Annotated in this window: 14 protein-coding genes; 4 read left to right on the forward strand and 10 right to left on the reverse strand. The window is 45.8% G+C overall.

What is annotated here, in order from left to right:
• Positions 1 to 48 precede the first annotated feature (48 nt).
• Genes ubiB through rmuC form a run of 4 tightly spaced genes read right to left on the reverse strand, consistent with a single transcriptional unit; the run spans position 49 to position 4,671 of the window.
• Positions 49 to 1,683: a ubiquinone biosynthesis regulatory protein kinase UbiB gene (ubiB, locus tag DD616_RS07000; protein WP_013855638.1), complete on the reverse strand. Its 1,635-nt coding sequence runs from the start codon at positions 1,681 to 1,683 to the stop codon at positions 49 to 51.
• Positions 1,680 to 2,285, reverse strand: coding sequence for a ubiquinone biosynthesis accessory factor UbiJ (locus DD616_RS07005; RefSeq protein ID WP_069212131.1), 606 nt, complete (start codon positions 2,283 to 2,285; stop codon positions 1,680 to 1,682). The genes ubiB and DD616_RS07005 overlap by 4 nt, the downstream gene beginning before the upstream one ends.
• Before the next feature lie 9 nt (positions 2,286 to 2,294).
• Positions 2,295 to 3,077 (reverse strand): bifunctional demethylmenaquinone methyltransferase/2-methoxy-6-polyprenyl-1,4-benzoquinol methylase UbiE, encoded by a 783-nt coding sequence (ubiE, locus tag DD616_RS07010; RefSeq protein ID WP_010319838.1) that lies wholly within the window; start codon positions 3,075 to 3,077, stop codon positions 2,295 to 2,297.
• Positions 3,078 to 3,126: 49 nt separating this feature from the next.
• Positions 3,127 to 4,671, reverse strand: a complete 1,545-nt coding sequence (rmuC, locus tag DD616_RS07015) for a DNA recombination protein RmuC (protein ID WP_013855636.1) — start codon at positions 4,669 to 4,671, stop codon at positions 3,127 to 3,129.
• Between the two features lie 140 nt (positions 4,672 to 4,811).
• Between rmuC and DD616_RS07020 the strand changes: the two genes are divergently transcribed.
• Complete coding sequence (locus DD616_RS07020; protein WP_208872114.1) at positions 4,812 to 5,705, forward strand: DMT family transporter; 894 nt, start codon at positions 4,812 to 4,814, stop codon at positions 5,703 to 5,705.
• Positions 5,706 to 5,751: 46 nt separating this feature from the next.
• Here the strand turns inward: DD616_RS07020 and araC are convergent, their stop codons facing one another.
• From araC to DD616_RS07045, 5 genes are read right to left on the reverse strand one after another with little or no spacing between them, the layout of a single operon-like run.
• Complete coding sequence (gene araC / locus DD616_RS07025) at positions 5,752 to 6,591, reverse strand: arabinose operon transcriptional regulator AraC (RefSeq protein WP_029189931.1); 840 nt, start codon at positions 6,589 to 6,591, stop codon at positions 5,752 to 5,754.
• A 48-nt stretch (positions 6,592 to 6,639) separates the two neighbouring features.
• On the reverse strand, positions 6,640 to 7,179 hold the full coding sequence (locus tag DD616_RS07030; protein WP_208872115.1) for a hypothetical protein: 540 nt from the start codon (positions 7,177 to 7,179) through the stop codon (positions 6,640 to 6,642).
• Positions 7,180 to 7,233: 54 nt separating this feature from the next.
• On the reverse strand, positions 7,234 to 8,736 hold the full coding sequence (gene araA, locus DD616_RS07035; RefSeq protein ID WP_208872116.1) for an L-arabinose isomerase: 1,503 nt from the start codon (positions 8,734 to 8,736) through the stop codon (positions 7,234 to 7,236).
• 9 nt (positions 8,737 to 8,745) lie between these two features.
• Positions 8,746 to 9,507 (reverse strand): L-ribulose-5-phosphate 4-epimerase, encoded by a 762-nt coding sequence (locus DD616_RS07040; RefSeq protein ID WP_269148126.1) that lies wholly within the window; start codon positions 9,505 to 9,507, stop codon positions 8,746 to 8,748.
• Entirely contained in the window at positions 9,497 to 11,203 is a 1,707-nt protein-coding gene (locus tag DD616_RS07045) for a ribulokinase (protein WP_208872117.1), read from the reverse strand. Before DD616_RS07045 ends, DD616_RS07040 begins: the two co-directional genes overlap by 11 nt.
• Before the next feature lie 365 nt (positions 11,204 to 11,568).
• Between DD616_RS07045 and DD616_RS07050 the strand changes: the two genes are divergently transcribed.
• The 3 genes from DD616_RS07050 to araH all read left to right on the forward strand — a co-directional run bounded on the left by DD616_RS07050 (position 11,569) and on the right by araH (position 15,161).
• Positions 11,569 to 12,570 carry an arabinose ABC transporter substrate-binding protein gene (locus tag DD616_RS07050; protein WP_047690318.1) on the forward strand — a complete coding sequence of 334 codons (1,002 nt, stop codon included), beginning with the start codon at positions 11,569 to 11,571 and terminating at the stop codon, positions 12,568 to 12,570.
• A 75-nt stretch (positions 12,571 to 12,645) separates the two neighbouring features.
• On the forward strand, positions 12,646 to 14,157 hold the full coding sequence (araG, locus tag DD616_RS07055) for an L-arabinose ABC transporter ATP-binding protein AraG (protein ID WP_013855628.1): 1,512 nt from the start codon (positions 12,646 to 12,648) through the stop codon (positions 14,155 to 14,157).
• Between the two features lie 14 nt (positions 14,158 to 14,171).
• Positions 14,172 to 15,161 (forward strand): L-arabinose ABC transporter permease AraH, encoded by a 990-nt coding sequence (araH, locus tag DD616_RS07060; RefSeq protein ID WP_013855627.1) that lies wholly within the window; start codon positions 14,172 to 14,174, stop codon positions 15,159 to 15,161.
• A gap of 227 nt (positions 15,162 to 15,388) precedes the next feature.
• Here the strand turns inward: araH and DD616_RS07065 are convergent, their stop codons facing one another.
• Positions 15,389 to 16,351, reverse strand: a complete 963-nt coding sequence (locus tag DD616_RS07065; RefSeq protein WP_208872118.1) for a zeta toxin family protein — start codon at positions 16,349 to 16,351, stop codon at positions 15,389 to 15,391.
• Between the last annotated feature and the right edge of the window lie 193 nt (positions 16,352 to 16,544).

The raw sequence follows: 16,544 nt of genomic DNA on the forward strand, positions 1-16,544 counted from the left end.
CTACACCTCAGGAATTTCTCAACAAATTGATTTCAAATAAAAGACCGCTTAACGACGGTAAGCACTCCAACTGAGTAGCCAAAATACAACACCTGCAATTGCACTGGTTATTGCAAACGGCTGATAAGCACTGGTCACTAATATCGCCGAGCATACGACCAAAGTGGCGCCAATACCAAATAAAAACTTTCCTGTTGCCTGTTGACGCTTACTGGCTCGATAACCTTGGTACAACTGATCCAACCTTTGGTTCATTGCTTTACCTTGTTTGAGGCTATCGTAAAGCAGCTCTGGCAATTCAGGTAATTTTTCAGCCCAAAGCGGAGCTCGCTCTTTCACTGCGCGGATAAACGCTTGCGGCCCAACTTGGTTCATCATCCATTTTTCTAAAAATGGTTTAGCGGTTTGCCACAAATCCAATTGAGGATAAAGCTGACGCCCTAACCCTTCGACATACAATAACGTTTTTTGCAGCAAGACCAATTGCGGCTGCACTTCCATATTGAAGCGACGAGCCGTGTTAAACAAGTTTAGCAACACGTGACCAAATGAGATTTCGCACAATGGCTTGGCAAAAATTGGCTCACAGACCACGCGAATAGCAAACTCAAATTCATCGATGTTGGTTTCACGTGGAACCCAACCAGAATCAACGTGCAATTGTGCCACTCGGCGGTAATCTCGGTTGAAAAAAGCTAAGAAGTTTTCGGCTAAATAACGTTTATCTTCACTGTTTAAGGTACCGACAATACCACAATCTAAGCCAATCCATTGTGGATTGTCAGGATGCGCGGGATTAACAAAGACATTACCCGGGTGCATATCGGCATGGAAAAAACTGTCGCGGAACACTTGGGTAAAGAATACGCTCACTCCGCGTTCAGCAAGCAACTTCATATTAGTGCCGTTGGCCGCTAAACCTTCAATATCAGAAACTTGAATGCCATATATTCGCTCAGAAACCATGACAGTTTCATTACTAAAGTCAGGAATTATCTCTGGAATGTATAACTCTTCACTATTTTCAAAGTTACGACGCAGTTGAATGGCGTTGGCTGCTTCTCGGCGTAGGTCGAGTTCAGCAAGCAGAGTTTTTTCGTATTCACGTACCACTTCAACGGGCTTCAGTCGCCTTGCTTCAGGTAATGCTTTGGCAACAATTTTCGCCATGCGATACATGAGTTTGATATCGGCATCAATCACTGGCCGAATATCTGGCCGAATCACCTTGAGTACGATTTCCCGGCCAGATGATTTGAGTTTGGCGGTATGGACTTGAGCAATCGACGCAGAAGCAAGTGGTTCAATATCAAATTCATCAAACCAAGTTTCTAAAGCGCCGCCCAACGCTTTTTCCATCTGAGTTTTAGCAAGTACACCATCAAACGGAGCGACTTTATCTTGCAGTAACGCAAGTTGGTCTGCGATGTGCGGTGGAAACAGGTCACGCCGCGTTGACATCATCTGACCAAACTTAATCCACACTGGACCAAGCTCTTGCAAGGCTAAGCGCAAGCGCTCACCTAATGGTTTGTCCGCATGCTGATTTTTAATCCAGAACAATCCTTTGCGCGCTAATATTGGCGCTTTGGTGAGTTGATGTTCTGGCAACAGTTCATCTAGACCATATTCCAATTGTACCTTGATAATTCGGTACAACCGCTTGAGTTCAGTTGGCGTCATGCTTGCTCCAACAAGTGTTGAATTTTGGCTTCGATACGCGCCGCTTGGCTATTGAGATCATCCACTTGGTCACAAAAATAAGCCACCTCGAGCGAGCTGGGCAATAAACACCACTCTTCCGTTAACACTTGGCTGAGATGGTTTTGATGCTTGCTTCGTTGTGATTGCAGCGCTTGGCCTATGTCTTTCACACCCTGCACTAAAGCGTGAGCCAGCACATCGCCCGTCAGGCGTGACAACCACTCTTCAACATCCGGCTTGCAATCGGTGATCAACTGGGCAAATTTTTGCGCCAGTTGAATATCGCCCTCCAACACCAACTTATCTTGTTTGATCAGTTGGGTGATGTTCGCTTGCTCGCGTAGCTCGGGCAAAATGGAAACATTGAGCGACAGGTAGCAATTCGACTCGCCTTCGTAAGCCGCTAACACATCAATTTGCTGGCTAAAAATGAAGGTCAGCGTTTTATTGAACTCTTTGAGATGCACTTGGATGACTTGCCCTTTCAGGCGTGATAATCGGCGCACCAACTCAGGATCGTCTTGAATTAAGGTGTTGAGTGTGGTCTCAATCGCGGCGGTAACTAAAGGCTCAAACGGCATGCCCAATCCTTAGAATTTGTAACCACGGTGCAGCGCAACAATACCGCCCGTTAAGTTGTAGTAACTCGTTTGCTCAAAACCAACCTGATCCATCATCCCTTTTAAGGTTTCTTGATCGGGATGCATGCGGATAGATTCCGCAAGATAGCGGTAGCTGTCGGCATCATTGGCAATGATTTGGCCCATTTTCGGCAATAGATGGAACGAATACGCATCGTATACTTTGGATAATGGCTCAAGCACTGGCTTGGAGAACTCAAGTACCAACAAACGGCCACCCGGTTTTAAAACGCGGAACATCGAGCTCAGCGCTTTATCTTTATCGGTTACATTACGCAGGCAAAAACTGATGGTAATGCAGTCGAAATAGTTATCAGGAAAAGGCAGTTCTTCGGCATTGGCTTGCACGTAATGTACGTTGCCCACGACACCTTTATCACGCAATTTATCGCGTCCGACATTGAGCATCGAGTTGTTGATATCAGCCAGAATAACATGACCTTTTTCGCCCACAATGCGTGAAAATTTGGCGGTTAGATCGCCCGTACCACCACCAAGATCCAAAATACGTTGGCCCGGGCGAGCGCCACTGCAATCAATGGTAAAACGCTTCCATAAGCGATGAATGCCACCAGACATCAGGTCATTCATCATGTCGTATTTGGCCGCAACCGAGTGAAAAACTTGCGCGACTTTGGCGACTTTTTCTTCTTTCGCTACGGTTTCAAAACCAAAGTGAGTGGTATTTTGTGTCTCTAATGCTGTTTTTGATTGCACGCTGGTATCCGTCATGAAGGTTCCTCTTGGGCAGCACTGTTTTGTTAAAGGCGACTGCGAGCGATCAGTTTACTTTATCCTCAGCGTGATGTCTTTCTACTAAAGGTGCATTTTCCACCGCACTGTCTGCCCATGCCTCATTTTGTGCTTGTTCGACCCATTCACTGTTTATGGAACGTTTTATCTCGACGCCAAGTTGTTTAAAACTTTCGGCTTGACGCAGTGCGTTGCCACGCCCTGTCGCGAGCTTATTCATCGCCCCTTGATAGTTTTGGTTTGCACGGTCTAACGCGCCACCAAGCCCTTCCATGTCCTCCATAAACAAGCGTAATTTATCGTACAATTTGCTGGCCCGCTCAGCGATCAACTTCGCGTTCTGGTTTTGTCGATCATTGCGCCATAAATTATCGATCGTACGCAGCGCAACCAACAAGGTGGTTGGGCTAACCAGCAAAATATTTTGCTCCATCGCCTCTTTTACCAAGCTGGGATCAGCTTGAATCGCCACTTGGAATGCAGGTTCGACGGGAATAAACATCAGCACGTAATCCAGGCTTTGTAGCCCTTTGAGCTGATGATAATCTTTCTGACCGAGTCCTTTTATATGGGCACGCAGCGCAAGTAAATGCTCACTTAATGCGCGAGCACGTTCACTTTCAGTTTGAGCATGGAAATAACGCTCATAAGCCACCAGCGCCATTTTCGAGTCAATCACCACCTGTTTGTCGTGTGGCAAATTGACGATCACATCCGGTTGATAGCGCTTACCAGCCTCGTTTTGCAAACTGACTTGAGTGTGATATTCGTGCCCTTCACGCAGGCCTGATTCGGTCAGCACCCGCGCGAGAACCACTTCGCCCCAATTGCCTTGCTGTTTATTGTCGCCTTTCAGTGCTTGGGTCAAATTGAGTGCCTCTTGCGCCATCTGTTCATTGAGGCGTTGTAAGTTTTTCAATTCATGAACCAACGTATGGCGCTCTTTCGCTTCATGATTGAAGCTGTCATTGACCTGCTTTTTAAACCCTTCGAGCTGCTCTTTCAGTGGAGAAAGTAGCCCTTCCAAACTTTGACGGTTCTGCTGATCCACTTTCGCAGTTTTGACTTCAAATAACTGATTGGCTAGCTGCTCAAACTGCTGCTTTAGACGTTCCTCAGCGTGTTCAAGTAACTGTAGTTTTTCTTGGCTCGATTGAATTTGCTGTTCATGCCGCGCTTCTTGCTCACGCAGTTGAGCCTCAAGTTGCGATTTCTGCTCACGCAGAGCGTGTGCATCTTCCATGCTCTGTTGCCGCTCTTGCTTAACCACTTCGAAATAGCGCAACTTTTCCATCGCGGCCATGAATTTCCCGTGCGATTGCTTAAGCTCAAATGCGGCTTTATCTCGTTCTTCATCCAGCTCATCCAACTCTTGTCGCGCCTGCTGCAAAGCTTGTTTGAGTTCGATTATCTGCTGCTGATGATGGGCTTGATGAGTCTCTAACTGCTGTTGTAATAGCTCACTTTTCAAATTGAGCTTCTGCTTAACCCACCAGCCAGCCACTGAGCCGCTCAGCACGGCGCTGCCTAACGTTGAAAGCACTAACGCTTGATTTTCGATAATCCATTGCATGATAACGGGTTAACTCATTTTATCAGTCATGGACAAATGGTATTTCGATACTGGATAAATGTCCAGTTTGTACAAGTTAACAGCAAACTATAGACTTGCGCCGCTGAACACTATTTCAACAATTATTCTAACGAGGATTCATGGACGAACGACGCGCACTCGGCTTTGGCTTATCTGCCGTATTATTGTGGTCAACGGTTGCCACGGCTTTCAAACTTACGCTGGCTGAATTTACGCCGATCCAGATGCTGACGGTTGCGAGTGCTGTCTCTGGGTGCGTACTGCTGGGCATTTGCGCGCTGCAAGGCAAGCTCAACGAAGTGGTGAGTACCTTTCTCGCTAACCCTTGGTATTACTTATTGTTGGGCTTAATTAACCCTCTCGCATACTACCTCATTCTGTTTAAGGCCTACTCACTGCTGCCCGCCTCTCAAGCGCAAGCGATCAACTACAGTTGGGCCATCACCCTGACACTGATGGCCGCTGTATTTTTAGGACAAACCATTCGTAAACAAGATTGGATAGCGTGTGCACTGAGCTATTTTGGTGTGGTGGTTATCGCGACTAAGGGTGATATTTTAGCCATGCAGTTTGATAGCCCGCTGGGTGTTGGGCTGGCACTATTATCAACGCTTCTTTGGGCTGGCTACTGGATTCTTAATACCAAAAACACCGCCGACCCCGTGATTGGCGTTTTACTGGGGTTTTTGATCGCCATCTCTTTTGCGATTGGTTTAAGTTGTTATGAAGGTGCAAGCTGGCATCAGATTACGATTAAAGGGTGGAGTGCGGTAACTTATGTCGGCTTGTTTGAAATGGGGATCACCTTCGTGCTGTGGTTGAGTGCGTTAAAACTCACGGCCAACACCGCAAGGATCAGCAATCTCATTTTTGCTTCACCTTTCATCTCACTGCTGTTGCTGGCTACTATTATTGGCGAAACTATTCACCCCACCACTCTGATTGGTTTAGTGCTGATCATCACAGGGCTTGTCGTACAGCAGTTTAAAACGACTAAAACGATCACTCAATGACAGCGACCCAAATTGACGAAAGCCCAAACGGACAGATTGCATAGGTTTACAAAGTAATTTGATCGCGGTAAATCTTAGGGCTCACACCGGCCTTACGTTTAAAAACACGAGAAAAATAGAGTGGGTCTGAATAGCCCACAATTCGACCAATGTGATTGACCGAGTAGTTAGACGTGACCAGTAATTGTTTGGCTCGGCTGATCCTTTGGTCGTCGCGCCATTGGGTTATGGTCATCTCCATTTCAGAACGAAATAAATGGCCTAAACGCGATGGTGATAAACAGATATGGGCCGAAACATCCTCGATAGTGAAGTCTTGATTGAGGTTTTGCGTCATATAATTCATCGCTTCCACCACCCTAGGGTCAAGCGGTTTGCTGACGACATCCGGTTGCAGTGTCTTACATCTAATCAATAATTGTTCGAGCAAGTTAATCGATAAATCATTTCGATAAGGGACATCTTGTTTTGAAGTGTATTCAATATCGATAAACAGGTTTTCAATATAGCGAATGGTATTCTCATCCAACCCTTGCGTTAAGTAGACGCCATTTTTTTGCTGTTGCCATGTTAGCCAGTCATGCCAAAAGGCTCGTGGCCGAAAATAAACCCAACGGTGAAACCAAGAAGCACAATCTTTTTTTCGATGATAATAGTGAGCCGCTGTTGGAGGAAAAAGAAGTAAGTCTCCAGGTTTCACGTGAAACTCATCTTCGCCATAAAAAATGGTTCCCTCGCCTTTGCTCGTAAAATTGACAATAAAACCTTTCATGCCATTAGGTCGATCAATCGTAAAATCCAGTTCATCTCCCTCAATAATTGGCGTTAGTCCAGCCACTAAATGAGCATTAAAGTTATATCCAGGTTTTAGAGGGTTATTCTGCATGGGGGCAATATTCACTGTAATTTACGTGTAGTGTAAGCAACCTCTTCGTTAAGTACGATTTTTCAGTTCACACTTTTCATCTAAGACTATCCATTGTGTCGCAGAAAAAGCCTCACAGAAGCCATGCCCTACGGGTTCGATTAAGTATTCACTGGGTTGGTCATTACGTTTTCTTTGCCAACCTTTAATCGAAGAGATGATGTCTTCAGGTTGCGTGGCCAGTTGGTGGCTAACGTCTGTTTGAGTAATGTGATGTCGAATATCAAGCCGAGTTGGGATGCTGTTTCGCGCAAGATAATCAATCACCAATGCACCTTGAAAAAAGGTGTAAGTCATACTCAATGAGAGTGTTTCGTTAAGCTGAATGTTGCACCACTGCTCTAAATGGTTTTGCTTAGATCTGAAATGCCAAACCACAGAGCGCATATCAATGATAAGCCCATTGTTGATCAGCTCAAGCTGCCCAACGAATACAGGTTTATCCTCACAACGCAGCTGAAATTGATCGGGTGTATCGGCTTTTAATTCCAAATACCACTCTTTATAACGCAGTAATGGTAAGCCAGTGGATAAAGGAAGAGCATTCATGTTCACACCATAGCTTAATGAACACTCCCTCAGATGAGGGAGTGTTCCGCGGGTTTAAATACCTGAAGATAAACGGTAATAAACGCTGTTTGTTTTGAGTGCGGACTTGAATGGATACAAGGAGGTTTGGTTATCGATTAATACCATTTCGATCCCCGCCATTTCGGCATAATCCGCTAACATCTCAACGCTCACCGCTTGGCTGTATACGGTATGATGCGCGCCACCCGCATGGATCCATGCTGCGGCTGCCGTCTCAAGGTTGGGTTGCGGCGTCCATAACGCATGCGCCACGGGTAATTTAGGTAGCGATTGTGGTGGAGCTTGAGTATCGACCGTATTGACTATCATGCGAAAGCGATTTCCAAGATCAATCAAAGATACGTTTACCGCAGGCCCCGCTTTTCCGCTGAACATCATACGAGCAATATCGCATTTGCAGCCAATAGTGTGACGATGAATTTCAATCTTTGGCTTGTCTTGAGCAATGGAAGGGCAAACTTCCAGCATATGAGCGCCGAGCACTTGGCTTTGCTGACCAAAGTTGTAGGTGTAGTCTTCCATGAACGATGTTCCGCCCACTCGGCCTTGCCCCATCACTTTCATGATGCGAGTCATCGCTGCGGTCTTCCAATCCCCCTCACCACCGTACCCGAAGCCTTTTTCCATCAAGCGTTGTGTGGCCAAGCCCGGCAAGTTCGAAATACCCGATAAATTTTCAAAGGTGTTGGTGAATGCCTTCGCGCCCACGGAATCCAAGAAACGCAGCATACCCAATTCCAACTTCGCTTCTTGGGTTAGAATATTGATACTTGTGCTGTCTTTAAAAAGTTCAGGGTTCATGGTGTAGCAAGAAGCGTATTCATCCATTAAAGCCTTAGCATCACTGTCTGAAACTTGATTGACGCTCTCGCTCAGCTCACCCAAACCATAGCCATGAACTTCATAACCAAATTGAATTTGCGCAGAGACTTTGTTTCCTTCCGTCACCGCGACTTGACGCATGTTGTCGCCAAAACGCGCTACTTTAAGCGACTTCCCTTCATGAATAGCAATCGCTGCACGGCACCAATCATCCACCTGTTGGTGAACAATCGGGCTCTCCCAATGCCCCACGACTACTTTTCGATCAATCCCCAGTCGCGTGCCAATAAAACCAAACTCACGACAACCATGGGCACTTTGATTTAGGTTCATAAAACCCATATCAATTTCATCCCAAGGTAGGGCCGCATTGAATTGAGTATGAAGATGCAAGAACGGCTTGTTGAGCTGACTTAACCCTGCAATCCACATTTTTGCAGGCGAAAAAGTGTGCATCCAAAGCACGAGACCAATACATGAATCATCATTATTGGCTTGGCGACAAACCTCTAATATCTCATCTGGCGTCTTCACTGTACCTTTGTTCACCAAAGGAACCGAAATGGCTGGAGAGTGATTTAAACCATGGATAATTTCTTGGCTATTTTGCGCGACATTTTGTAATACTTGAGGTCCGTAAAGGTGCTGCGACCCAGTGACAAACCACACTTGTTGATTGGTAAACGTGTTCATTGTTATCCCTTATTTATTTTTTACATTACTTTGACCGTAATAAGCATTAGCTCCGTGTTTACGTAAGTAATGTTTATCCAGTAGGGCTTGATTGATGAATGTCACTTGAGGGTTGATCTGCAAAGTTTGCAGCGCCATTTTGGCGACAACCTCCATGACAACTGAGTTATGAACGGCGTGATCAGCATCCTTACCCCAGCTGAATGGGCCGTGTTCATTAACAATAACCCCAGGAATGGCCAACACTTCACCACCACTGATCGTTTCAATGATGACCTTGCCTGTATGGTGTTCGTAGTCGGTTGCGATTTCGGCATTGGTCAAGGGGCGAGTACAGGGAATGCTGCCGTAGAAATAGTCAGCATGAGTAGTACCCAATGCTGGAATGGCTTTACCTGCTTGAGCCCAAGAGGTGGCATGAGGAGAATGCGTGTGCACAATGCCGCCAAGTTCTGGGTAAGCGCGATATAAGGCCAAATGGGTAGCCGTGTCAGAAGAGGGTTTAAGATCGCCCTCGACAACCAAGCCATTCAGATCAACCACCACCATATTGTCGGCATTGAGTGCTTCGTATTCGACACCACTTGGCTTAATCACAACTAACCCTGTTAAGCGGTCAATGCCTGATACATTGCCCCAAGTAAAGGTAACTAAACCGTGGGTCTGTAGCGCCATATTGGCTTGCCATACTTGCTGCCGAAGCTCACTCAGACGTTGCTTTGCTTGTGGGTCGCTGGCTAAATTGAAGCCTAGAGAAGTCTTAACACTCATCAGTACGCTCCTGTGCCAACAAGAATTCAGAAAATTGTTCGATCTGCTGCCCTAACTGGCGATAAGCATGATAACGCCATTCGCTGGTTCCTTTGGTATCAGCATCTGGGTAGTAAACATCGCAGATTGGGCTCGCCATTTGAGTTTGAGCTTGATCGGCATCGCTATAAACCCCGGCCGCAACAGCTGCAAAAATGGCCGCACCTAATGCACAACACTGCTCTGAAGCGACAACGGCGATTTCTCGCCCAATGACATTGGCACAGGTTTGCATCACAAATGGTGACTTTTGAGAAATTCCGCCAATGGCGATGACACGTTTCACTTCGACACCTTGCTCAACGAAACAATCGACGATTGATTTCGCGCCATGAGCCGTTGATTCCACCAGTGATGCAAAGATATCTGGTGCACTAGAGCCTAAATTCAGCCCCGTGATTGCGCCCTTGAGACGTTGATTGGCATAAGGCGTTCGCCGCCCGTTATGCCAATCTAAGGCAAGAGGCGTTTCCAGTTGCAGACGTTTTGACTGTGCTTTCGCCGTAAGTTGAGGAATTAACAAGGCCTCAGCGGCGTCCAGATCAATTCCTAATTGTGGGTTTTGCTTAGCCAGTTGCGCGATTGGCCACAACATCACACGTTTGTACCAAGCATAAATATCACCAAATGCTGATTGCCCAGCCTCCAGTGCCATTAAGTCTGGCATCGCACTACCCGCGACTTGGCCACATATTCCATGAATGGTTCGATCACCGATACTTTGTGCATCCACCATCAAAATATCGCATGTTGACGTACCAATAACTTTCACTAAGTCATGTTCGCCAGCGCCAGCGCCTACCGCGCCCATATGGCAATCAAAAGCACCAATGGCAATGGCAATTCCCTCTGGTAAGCCTAGCCGCTGCGCCCACTCTGCACTCAGATGCCCAGCTAATTGGTCTGAGGTGTATACCTCAGTAAACATTCGATCTCGCATGTCATCGAGCGTGGGAGAAATGGCCGATAAAAAATCTTGCGAAGGTAAACCGCCCCAGCTTTCATGCCACATCGCTTTATGCCCTGCAGCACAAATACCACGGCGTAAATTTGTAGGATGCTGACACCCTGCAAGGAGAGCTGGAACCCAATCACACAACTCAACCCAGCTATGGATATAAGGAACAAGCCCTGCATCTTGTTCCGCTACCCACGCGGCTTTCGCCCAAAACCACTCCGATGAATACAATCCCCCGATGTATTTGGTGTAGTCTGGAAATGTGTGTGAATGGGCCAGCTCATTAATGCGTTCCGCTTTGGTCACGGAAGTATGATCTTTCCATAAGATAAACATGGCGTTGGGGTTATGCTCAAACTCAGGAAGCAACGCCAACACATTGCCCTCTTTATCGATAGGGGCTGGAGTCGAACCCGTACTGTCCACGCCAATGCCAACAACAGATTGTGCGATCTCCGTGGAAACCTGCGCCAACGTTTCTCGGACAGCAATGGTCAGAGACTCAATATAATCAAGAGGATGATGACGAAATTGAGATTGGTTCGAGTCGCTGTATTGTCCTTTTACCCACCTTGGGTAGTTAGCCACGCCAGACGCAACCTCTTCACCATTGCGAGCATTCACCAATAAAGCTCGTACAGAATCAGAGCCAAAATCTAAGCCGATCACGTAAGGTGAATCTATATTCAAATTATTCATGGTCACTCCACATCAGACCGATTAACTGCCTATTTTTATAACGGTCTTACGTCAATATCACCATGAACCCAATAGCTAAAAATATGGATAAATTAGTCGACACACTCATTCTGTGCTAATGGTTTTAAAATCATCACTTCAGCTTTTTTCCAGAAAAAAAAGCGCATAAAAACACTAAATAGCCGATGTTCATATAAAATTAAACACATAAAACTATAAAAAGTGAGAGGTACTTCATGCCCTACCTCGCTACATAAATGGACAAAAACGCTACATTTTTCTGCTGTGATTTTCATCACTTCAAAGCTCGTCAACTTCCTTAAGTATGGAGATGAAACAACCCTACCAGTGGACGGACAAATAAGATGAAAAGCATAAAAACCACACTCGCTGCCGCAATACTCACCGGAACCGCATTATTCAGTATTTCTGCTAATGCCTTTTTCGGTAGCAACGATGAACTCAAATTAGGTTATTTGGTAAAACAACCTGAAGAGCCTTGGTTCCAAACAGAATGGAATTTTGCTGAGCAAGCCGGTAAGCAATATAACTTTGAAGTGATCAAAATGGCGGTGCCTGATGGAGAAAAAACACTGAACGCTATCGATACGCTAGCGGCAAGTGGCGCCAAAGGCTTTGTCATCTGCACACCTGACCCTAAGCTTGGGCCTGCAATTATGGCTAAAGCAAAAAGCTACGATTTGAAAGTCATCACGGTTGATGACCAGTTCCTTAATGCGAAAGGCGAACCAATGACAAACGTGCCTTTGGTCATGATGGCTGCCAGTGAAATTGGTTATCGCCAAGGTTCTGAACTGTACAAAGAGATGACAAAACGTAACTGGGATACCGCAACAACGGGCGTTATGGCCATAACCGCAGACGAGCTGGATACCGCGCGTCGTCGTGTCGATGGTTCGATTAAGGCACTGAAAGAAGCGGGTTTCCCATCCAACCAAATTTACCGCGTGCCAACCAAAGCAAATGACATCCCTGGCGCTCTGGATGCAGCAAACTCGCTACTGGTGCAATACCCAATGGTCAAGCAGTGGCTTATCGTCGGTATGAACGACAATACCGTTCTCGGCGGCGTTCGTGCGACAGAAGGACAAGGGTTTAACGCAAGTAATGTGATTGGTGTTGGCATTAATGGCGTCGATGCTGTCAGTGAATTAGCTAAATCGAAACCAACAGGGTTCTATGGTTCTCTTTTACCGAGCCCAGATGTACACGGCTTCAAAAGCATCGAATCACTTTATAAATGGGTGAAAGACGGTGTTGAACCACAAAAATTCGTTGAAGTGACGGACGTTGTCTTAATTACTCGCGACAACTACGAAGCAGAACTGGCGAAGAAAGGCCTGTAAGGCGTTCGTCGTCAATGGCTAAAAGCGGTACAGCTTCTTCGTACCGCTTTCGCGAAGTAAACAGGAGTACAGACTATGGCAGCTTCACACTCTTGCTTAGAGTTTTGCCAAATATCAAAACACTTTACGGGTGTTAAGGCACTGACCGACATTAGCTTTCGCGTTAACAGCGGTAGTGTTCATGCCTTAATGGGAGAGAATGGGGCCGGGAAATCGACTCTATTGAAAACGCTAAGCGGGCTGCATCAACCCACTCACGGCAAGCTGCTCATTGATGGGCATCCAGTAACATTTCAATCGACGGTTGACGCATTAGAGCAAGGTATCGCCATTATTTATCAAGAGCTTAATTTGGTTCCTGAACTCAGCGTGGCAGAAAACATTTTCTTAGGACAACTTCCCACTAAACATGGCCGGGTCGATACCGAAACCCTCAATCGCAACGCACGTAAACAGTTATTGCGCTTGGGGGAAAATTTTGACCCCTCTCGCCCATTAAAAGAATTTTCTATTGGTCAGTGGCAAATGGTTGAAATTGCCAAAGCGCTAAGTCGCAATGCACACATCATCGCTTTTGACGAACCAACCAGCAGCTTGTCTCAACGTGAAATTGAAAACCTATTTAAAGTGATCCGCGAATTGCGCGACGACGGCAAAATCATTCTTTACGTTTCTCATCGTATGGAAGAAATATTCGCTCTGTGTGATGCAATCACCATCTTCAAAGATGGTACTCATGTGCAAACCTGTTATGACCTTTCGACTCTCACTCATGACCGTTTGGTTGAGTTAATGGTTGGCCGGGAAATCAATGACATTTACAACTACCGCTCTCGTCCTCTTGGTCAAAGTGGATTAGCGATTAAAAACCTGATGGGCAGAGGGCTCACCGCTCCTCTCTCGCTAGAAATAAAGCAAGGCGAAATATTAGGTTTGTTTGGTCTGGTCGGTGCGGGCAGAACGGAACTTACCCGTTTGATTTTCGGAGCAGAAAAAGCCACCGCGGGCGATGTTTATCTTCACGGACAAAAAATACGGATTACTAAACCTGAAGATGCCATTCGGGCGGGCATTACCTTATGCCCTGAAGATCGCAAAGCAGACGGTATCGTGCCTATTTTATCGGTGCAAGAAAACACCAACATCAGCGCTCGTCCATGGCATCTAAAGCTTGGCGGGTTAATCAACTTCCAGTGGGAGTCGAGCAATGCCCTCAAACAAAACCAGTCATTAAACGTCAAAACCGCTTCGTTAGATCAACCCATTGGCGAGCTCTCCGGTGGCAATCAACAAAAAGTGATCCTTGGTCGTTGGTTATCTACCGATATGAGCGTCATTTTGCTAGATGAGCCGACGCGCGGCATTGATGTTGGCGCTAAGTCGGAGATATACGAGTTGATCTTCAAATTGGCAGAAAATGGCGTGACTGTCTTAGTTGTCTCTAGTGACATGCCGGAAGTGCTTGGTATCGCTGACCGATTACTGGTTATGAAAGATGGCAAAGTAACTGGTGAATTAACACGAACTGAATTTAACGAACAATCTGCGTTACGTCTTGCCATGATTGGCAACGACGTCGCTGCGTAAAAAGGAATATCCTAATGGCTGTAACGAGTTCAACCAAAATAGACAATACCGAGAGCCCGACTCGCTCTTTTAAGTTCTCTTCCATCTGGGATAAGTTCGGCATGCTGATGGTCTTTGCTGGGCTATTTTTGCTTTGCAGTTTATTTGTCCCTTATTTTGCTACATTCATTAATATGAAAGGGCTCGGTCTGGCTATTTCCATGAGCGGCATGGTTGCGTGCGCCATGCTCTTTTGCCTAGCCTGCGGGGATTTAGATCTCTCGATTGCTTCGGTTATTGCCTGCTCTGGCGTAGTCACGGCGGTGGCGATTAACGCAACCAGCAGTGTGGTATTGGGTATCGGCGCAGGCTTACTTTCAGGTGTACTCTTTGGTTTGCTAAATGGCTTCGTTATTGCCAAATTGCAGATCAATGCGCTGATAACGACTCTCGCAACGATGCAAATAGCTCGTGGTCTTGGTTATATCATCTCTGACGGTAAGGCGGTTGGGATCACTGAAGAACATTTCTTCACCCTAGGTAACTCCTCTTTACTTGGTATCCCAACGCCAATTTGGTTAACCATAGTCACCTTCGCTATTTTTGCCTTTTTACTAAATCGTACGGTTTATGGGCGCAATACATTAGCGATTGGCGGTAATGAAGAAGCCGCACGATTAGCGGGTGTCAACGTCGTAAAAACTAAAATCATCATTTTCACTATCTCTGGCTTTATCTCTGCGCTCGCTGGGGTTATTTTAGCCGCGCGTATGACCAGCGGTCAGCCGATGACTTCCGTCGGTTTTGAGTTAGTGGTCATCTCTGCTTGTGTGCTCGGTGGGGTATCGCTCAAAGGCGGGATAGGTAAAGTATCTTACGTTATTGCGGGTGTGCTCATCCTCGGTACGGTAGAGAATGCAATGAATCTACTGAATATGTCACCTTTTTCTCAATACGTAGTGCGAGGAACTATTTTGCTCGCGGCGGTTATCTTTGACCGCTATAAACAAAATAAATCCAGCTAGAAGCAACTCATTGCCACACAACAAAAAGAAGGGCTAACCTGTGCAGCTCTTCTTTTTTCTAAAAAACTATCCATTGGTTTGACAGTGCTTTTTAGTGACATTTATCGCTAAGGATGGCTTCTATCGCAAAACTTATTCTTGACGTACAGGTAACGGCCTCTAGATACACTGACCTATCAGAGGGTATCTAGACTTAAAACGTCAAAGGTTTCGACAGAATCGACCACTTAGTTATAGTCGTAATTGGGGAATTGGACGTTATACCACACTAGCCCGATTAGAGTGTTAAATGCCTCCATCTGTAAATGTTTATCGTTTTTACTAGCCGTTCGACCATCTTGTAAAGCTTTGACAATTTCGTCAGGATTTCTTCCTGTATAGAGCTCTATTCCCGCTCTTGAGGTCACAGTGATCGTATCTAATAATGGAAGAAGCTCTTGAAACTTCTCGACACTTTCCATATCGCTATAAGCTTCATCATGTTTGTTCAATGGCGTTCTTCTAGCACCATCAGGGACTAACTTTCCTTCTCTAATACTTTTAAGTGCTGACTCATACCTTGTGAAAACCCCCATCATACTTAACGACTTATCAACGGCCAGCACCGTCAAATGAGTCTTAAAGCCATGTTTTTTACAGTCATCCAGAACGTGTAATATTGAGTGTTGCTGATCTAACATGGAGCGTTGTATCACCATGTTGAATTTTTTTTCAAGTCCGTACTTTATTAAACCTTCGCAGAGAAACAACGCCGTTTGTTGGCAGTTTGACACCGTGCTTGGGTGCCCATTGCTTGATAACTCCGAATAACCTGGAATGTATTTTTTCAGTTCATCATAATCAACCACCACACAGTTATTCTTGAGCTGTGACGAACATGCTTTTATCGCGGTCGATTTCCCAGCGCCCATTTGCCCTGTAACAACAAAGGCGCTTGGTTGTTCTTGAGGCGTAACCCCTTGGCATAGCTTCTCTTGCACATGTTTTAATAAGTTAATTTTATCACTCGGTTCAGAGAGGAACCGATTATCATCCATATCTTTTACCCGGCGCTGGCGAAGCTCCAAAGCGCTTTGCGTTGCACTGACTGGTACATTCTTTACCTGTTTAACAAAGAATGGTTCTTGTAGTGATGTTGCCCGTTCGAGGGAATAGCTTTGAGGCTCCGTAAATGTAAAAGATGTTTTCATTTCAAATCCTTATAAAATTAGGCTTTGTTCAAACGATATCTAAGCGAACCATAGTCAGCACAGTGGAAGGCGCTATATTATCACCGCGGTATGATGTATAGAGATGCATCTTATTGGACGTGAGGATGAGTAAAAGGTCATGTCTTTATTTGTGAGTAAATGTAGAAGATTGATTTCATCCAGATGAGTTTAC

Source organism: Vibrio anguillarum, assembly GCF_003390515.1.
Classification (GTDB): Bacteria; Pseudomonadota; Gammaproteobacteria; order Enterobacterales; family Vibrionaceae; genus Vibrio; species Vibrio anguillarum.

Coding starts and splice junctions, on each gene's coding strand:
- ubiB (WP_013855638.1), bottom strand. CDS start 1,683: ATGACGCCAACTGAACTCAAGCGGTTGTACCGAATTATCAAGGTACAA.
- DD616_RS07005 (WP_069212131.1), bottom strand. CDS start 2,285: ATGCCGTTTGAGCCTTTAGTTACCGCCGCGATTGAGACCACACTCAAC.
- ubiE (WP_010319838.1), bottom strand. CDS start 3,077: ATGACGGATACCAGCGTGCAATCAAAAACAGCATTAGAGACACAAAAT.
- rmuC (WP_013855636.1), bottom strand. CDS start 4,671: ATGCAATGGATTATCGAAAATCAAGCGTTAGTGCTTTCAACGTTAGGC.
- DD616_RS07020 (WP_208872114.1), top strand. CDS start 4,812: ATGGACGAACGACGCGCACTCGGCTTTGGCTTATCTGCCGTATTATTG.
- araC (WP_029189931.1), bottom strand. CDS start 6,591: ATGCAGAATAACCCTCTAAAACCTGGATATAACTTTAATGCTCATTTA.
- DD616_RS07030 (WP_208872115.1), bottom strand. CDS start 7,179: ATGAATGCTCTTCCTTTATCCACTGGCTTACCATTACTGCGTTATAAA.
- araA (WP_208872116.1), bottom strand. CDS start 8,736: ATGAACACGTTTACCAATCAACAAGTGTGGTTTGTCACTGGGTCGCAG.
- DD616_RS07040 (WP_269148126.1), bottom strand. CDS start 9,507: ATGAGTGTTAAGACTTCTCTAGGCTTCAATTTAGCCAGCGACCCACAA.
- DD616_RS07045 (WP_208872117.1), bottom strand. CDS start 11,203: ATGAATAATTTGAATATAGATTCACCTTACGTGATCGGCTTAGATTTT.
- DD616_RS07050 (WP_047690318.1), top strand. CDS start 11,569: ATGAAAAGCATAAAAACCACACTCGCTGCCGCAATACTCACCGGAACC.
- araG (WP_013855628.1), top strand. CDS start 12,646: ATGGCAGCTTCACACTCTTGCTTAGAGTTTTGCCAAATATCAAAACAC.
- araH (WP_013855627.1), top strand. CDS start 14,172: ATGGCTGTAACGAGTTCAACCAAAATAGACAATACCGAGAGCCCGACT.
- DD616_RS07065 (WP_208872118.1), bottom strand. CDS start 16,351: ATGAAAACATCTTTTACATTTACGGAGCCTCAAAGCTATTCCCTCGAA.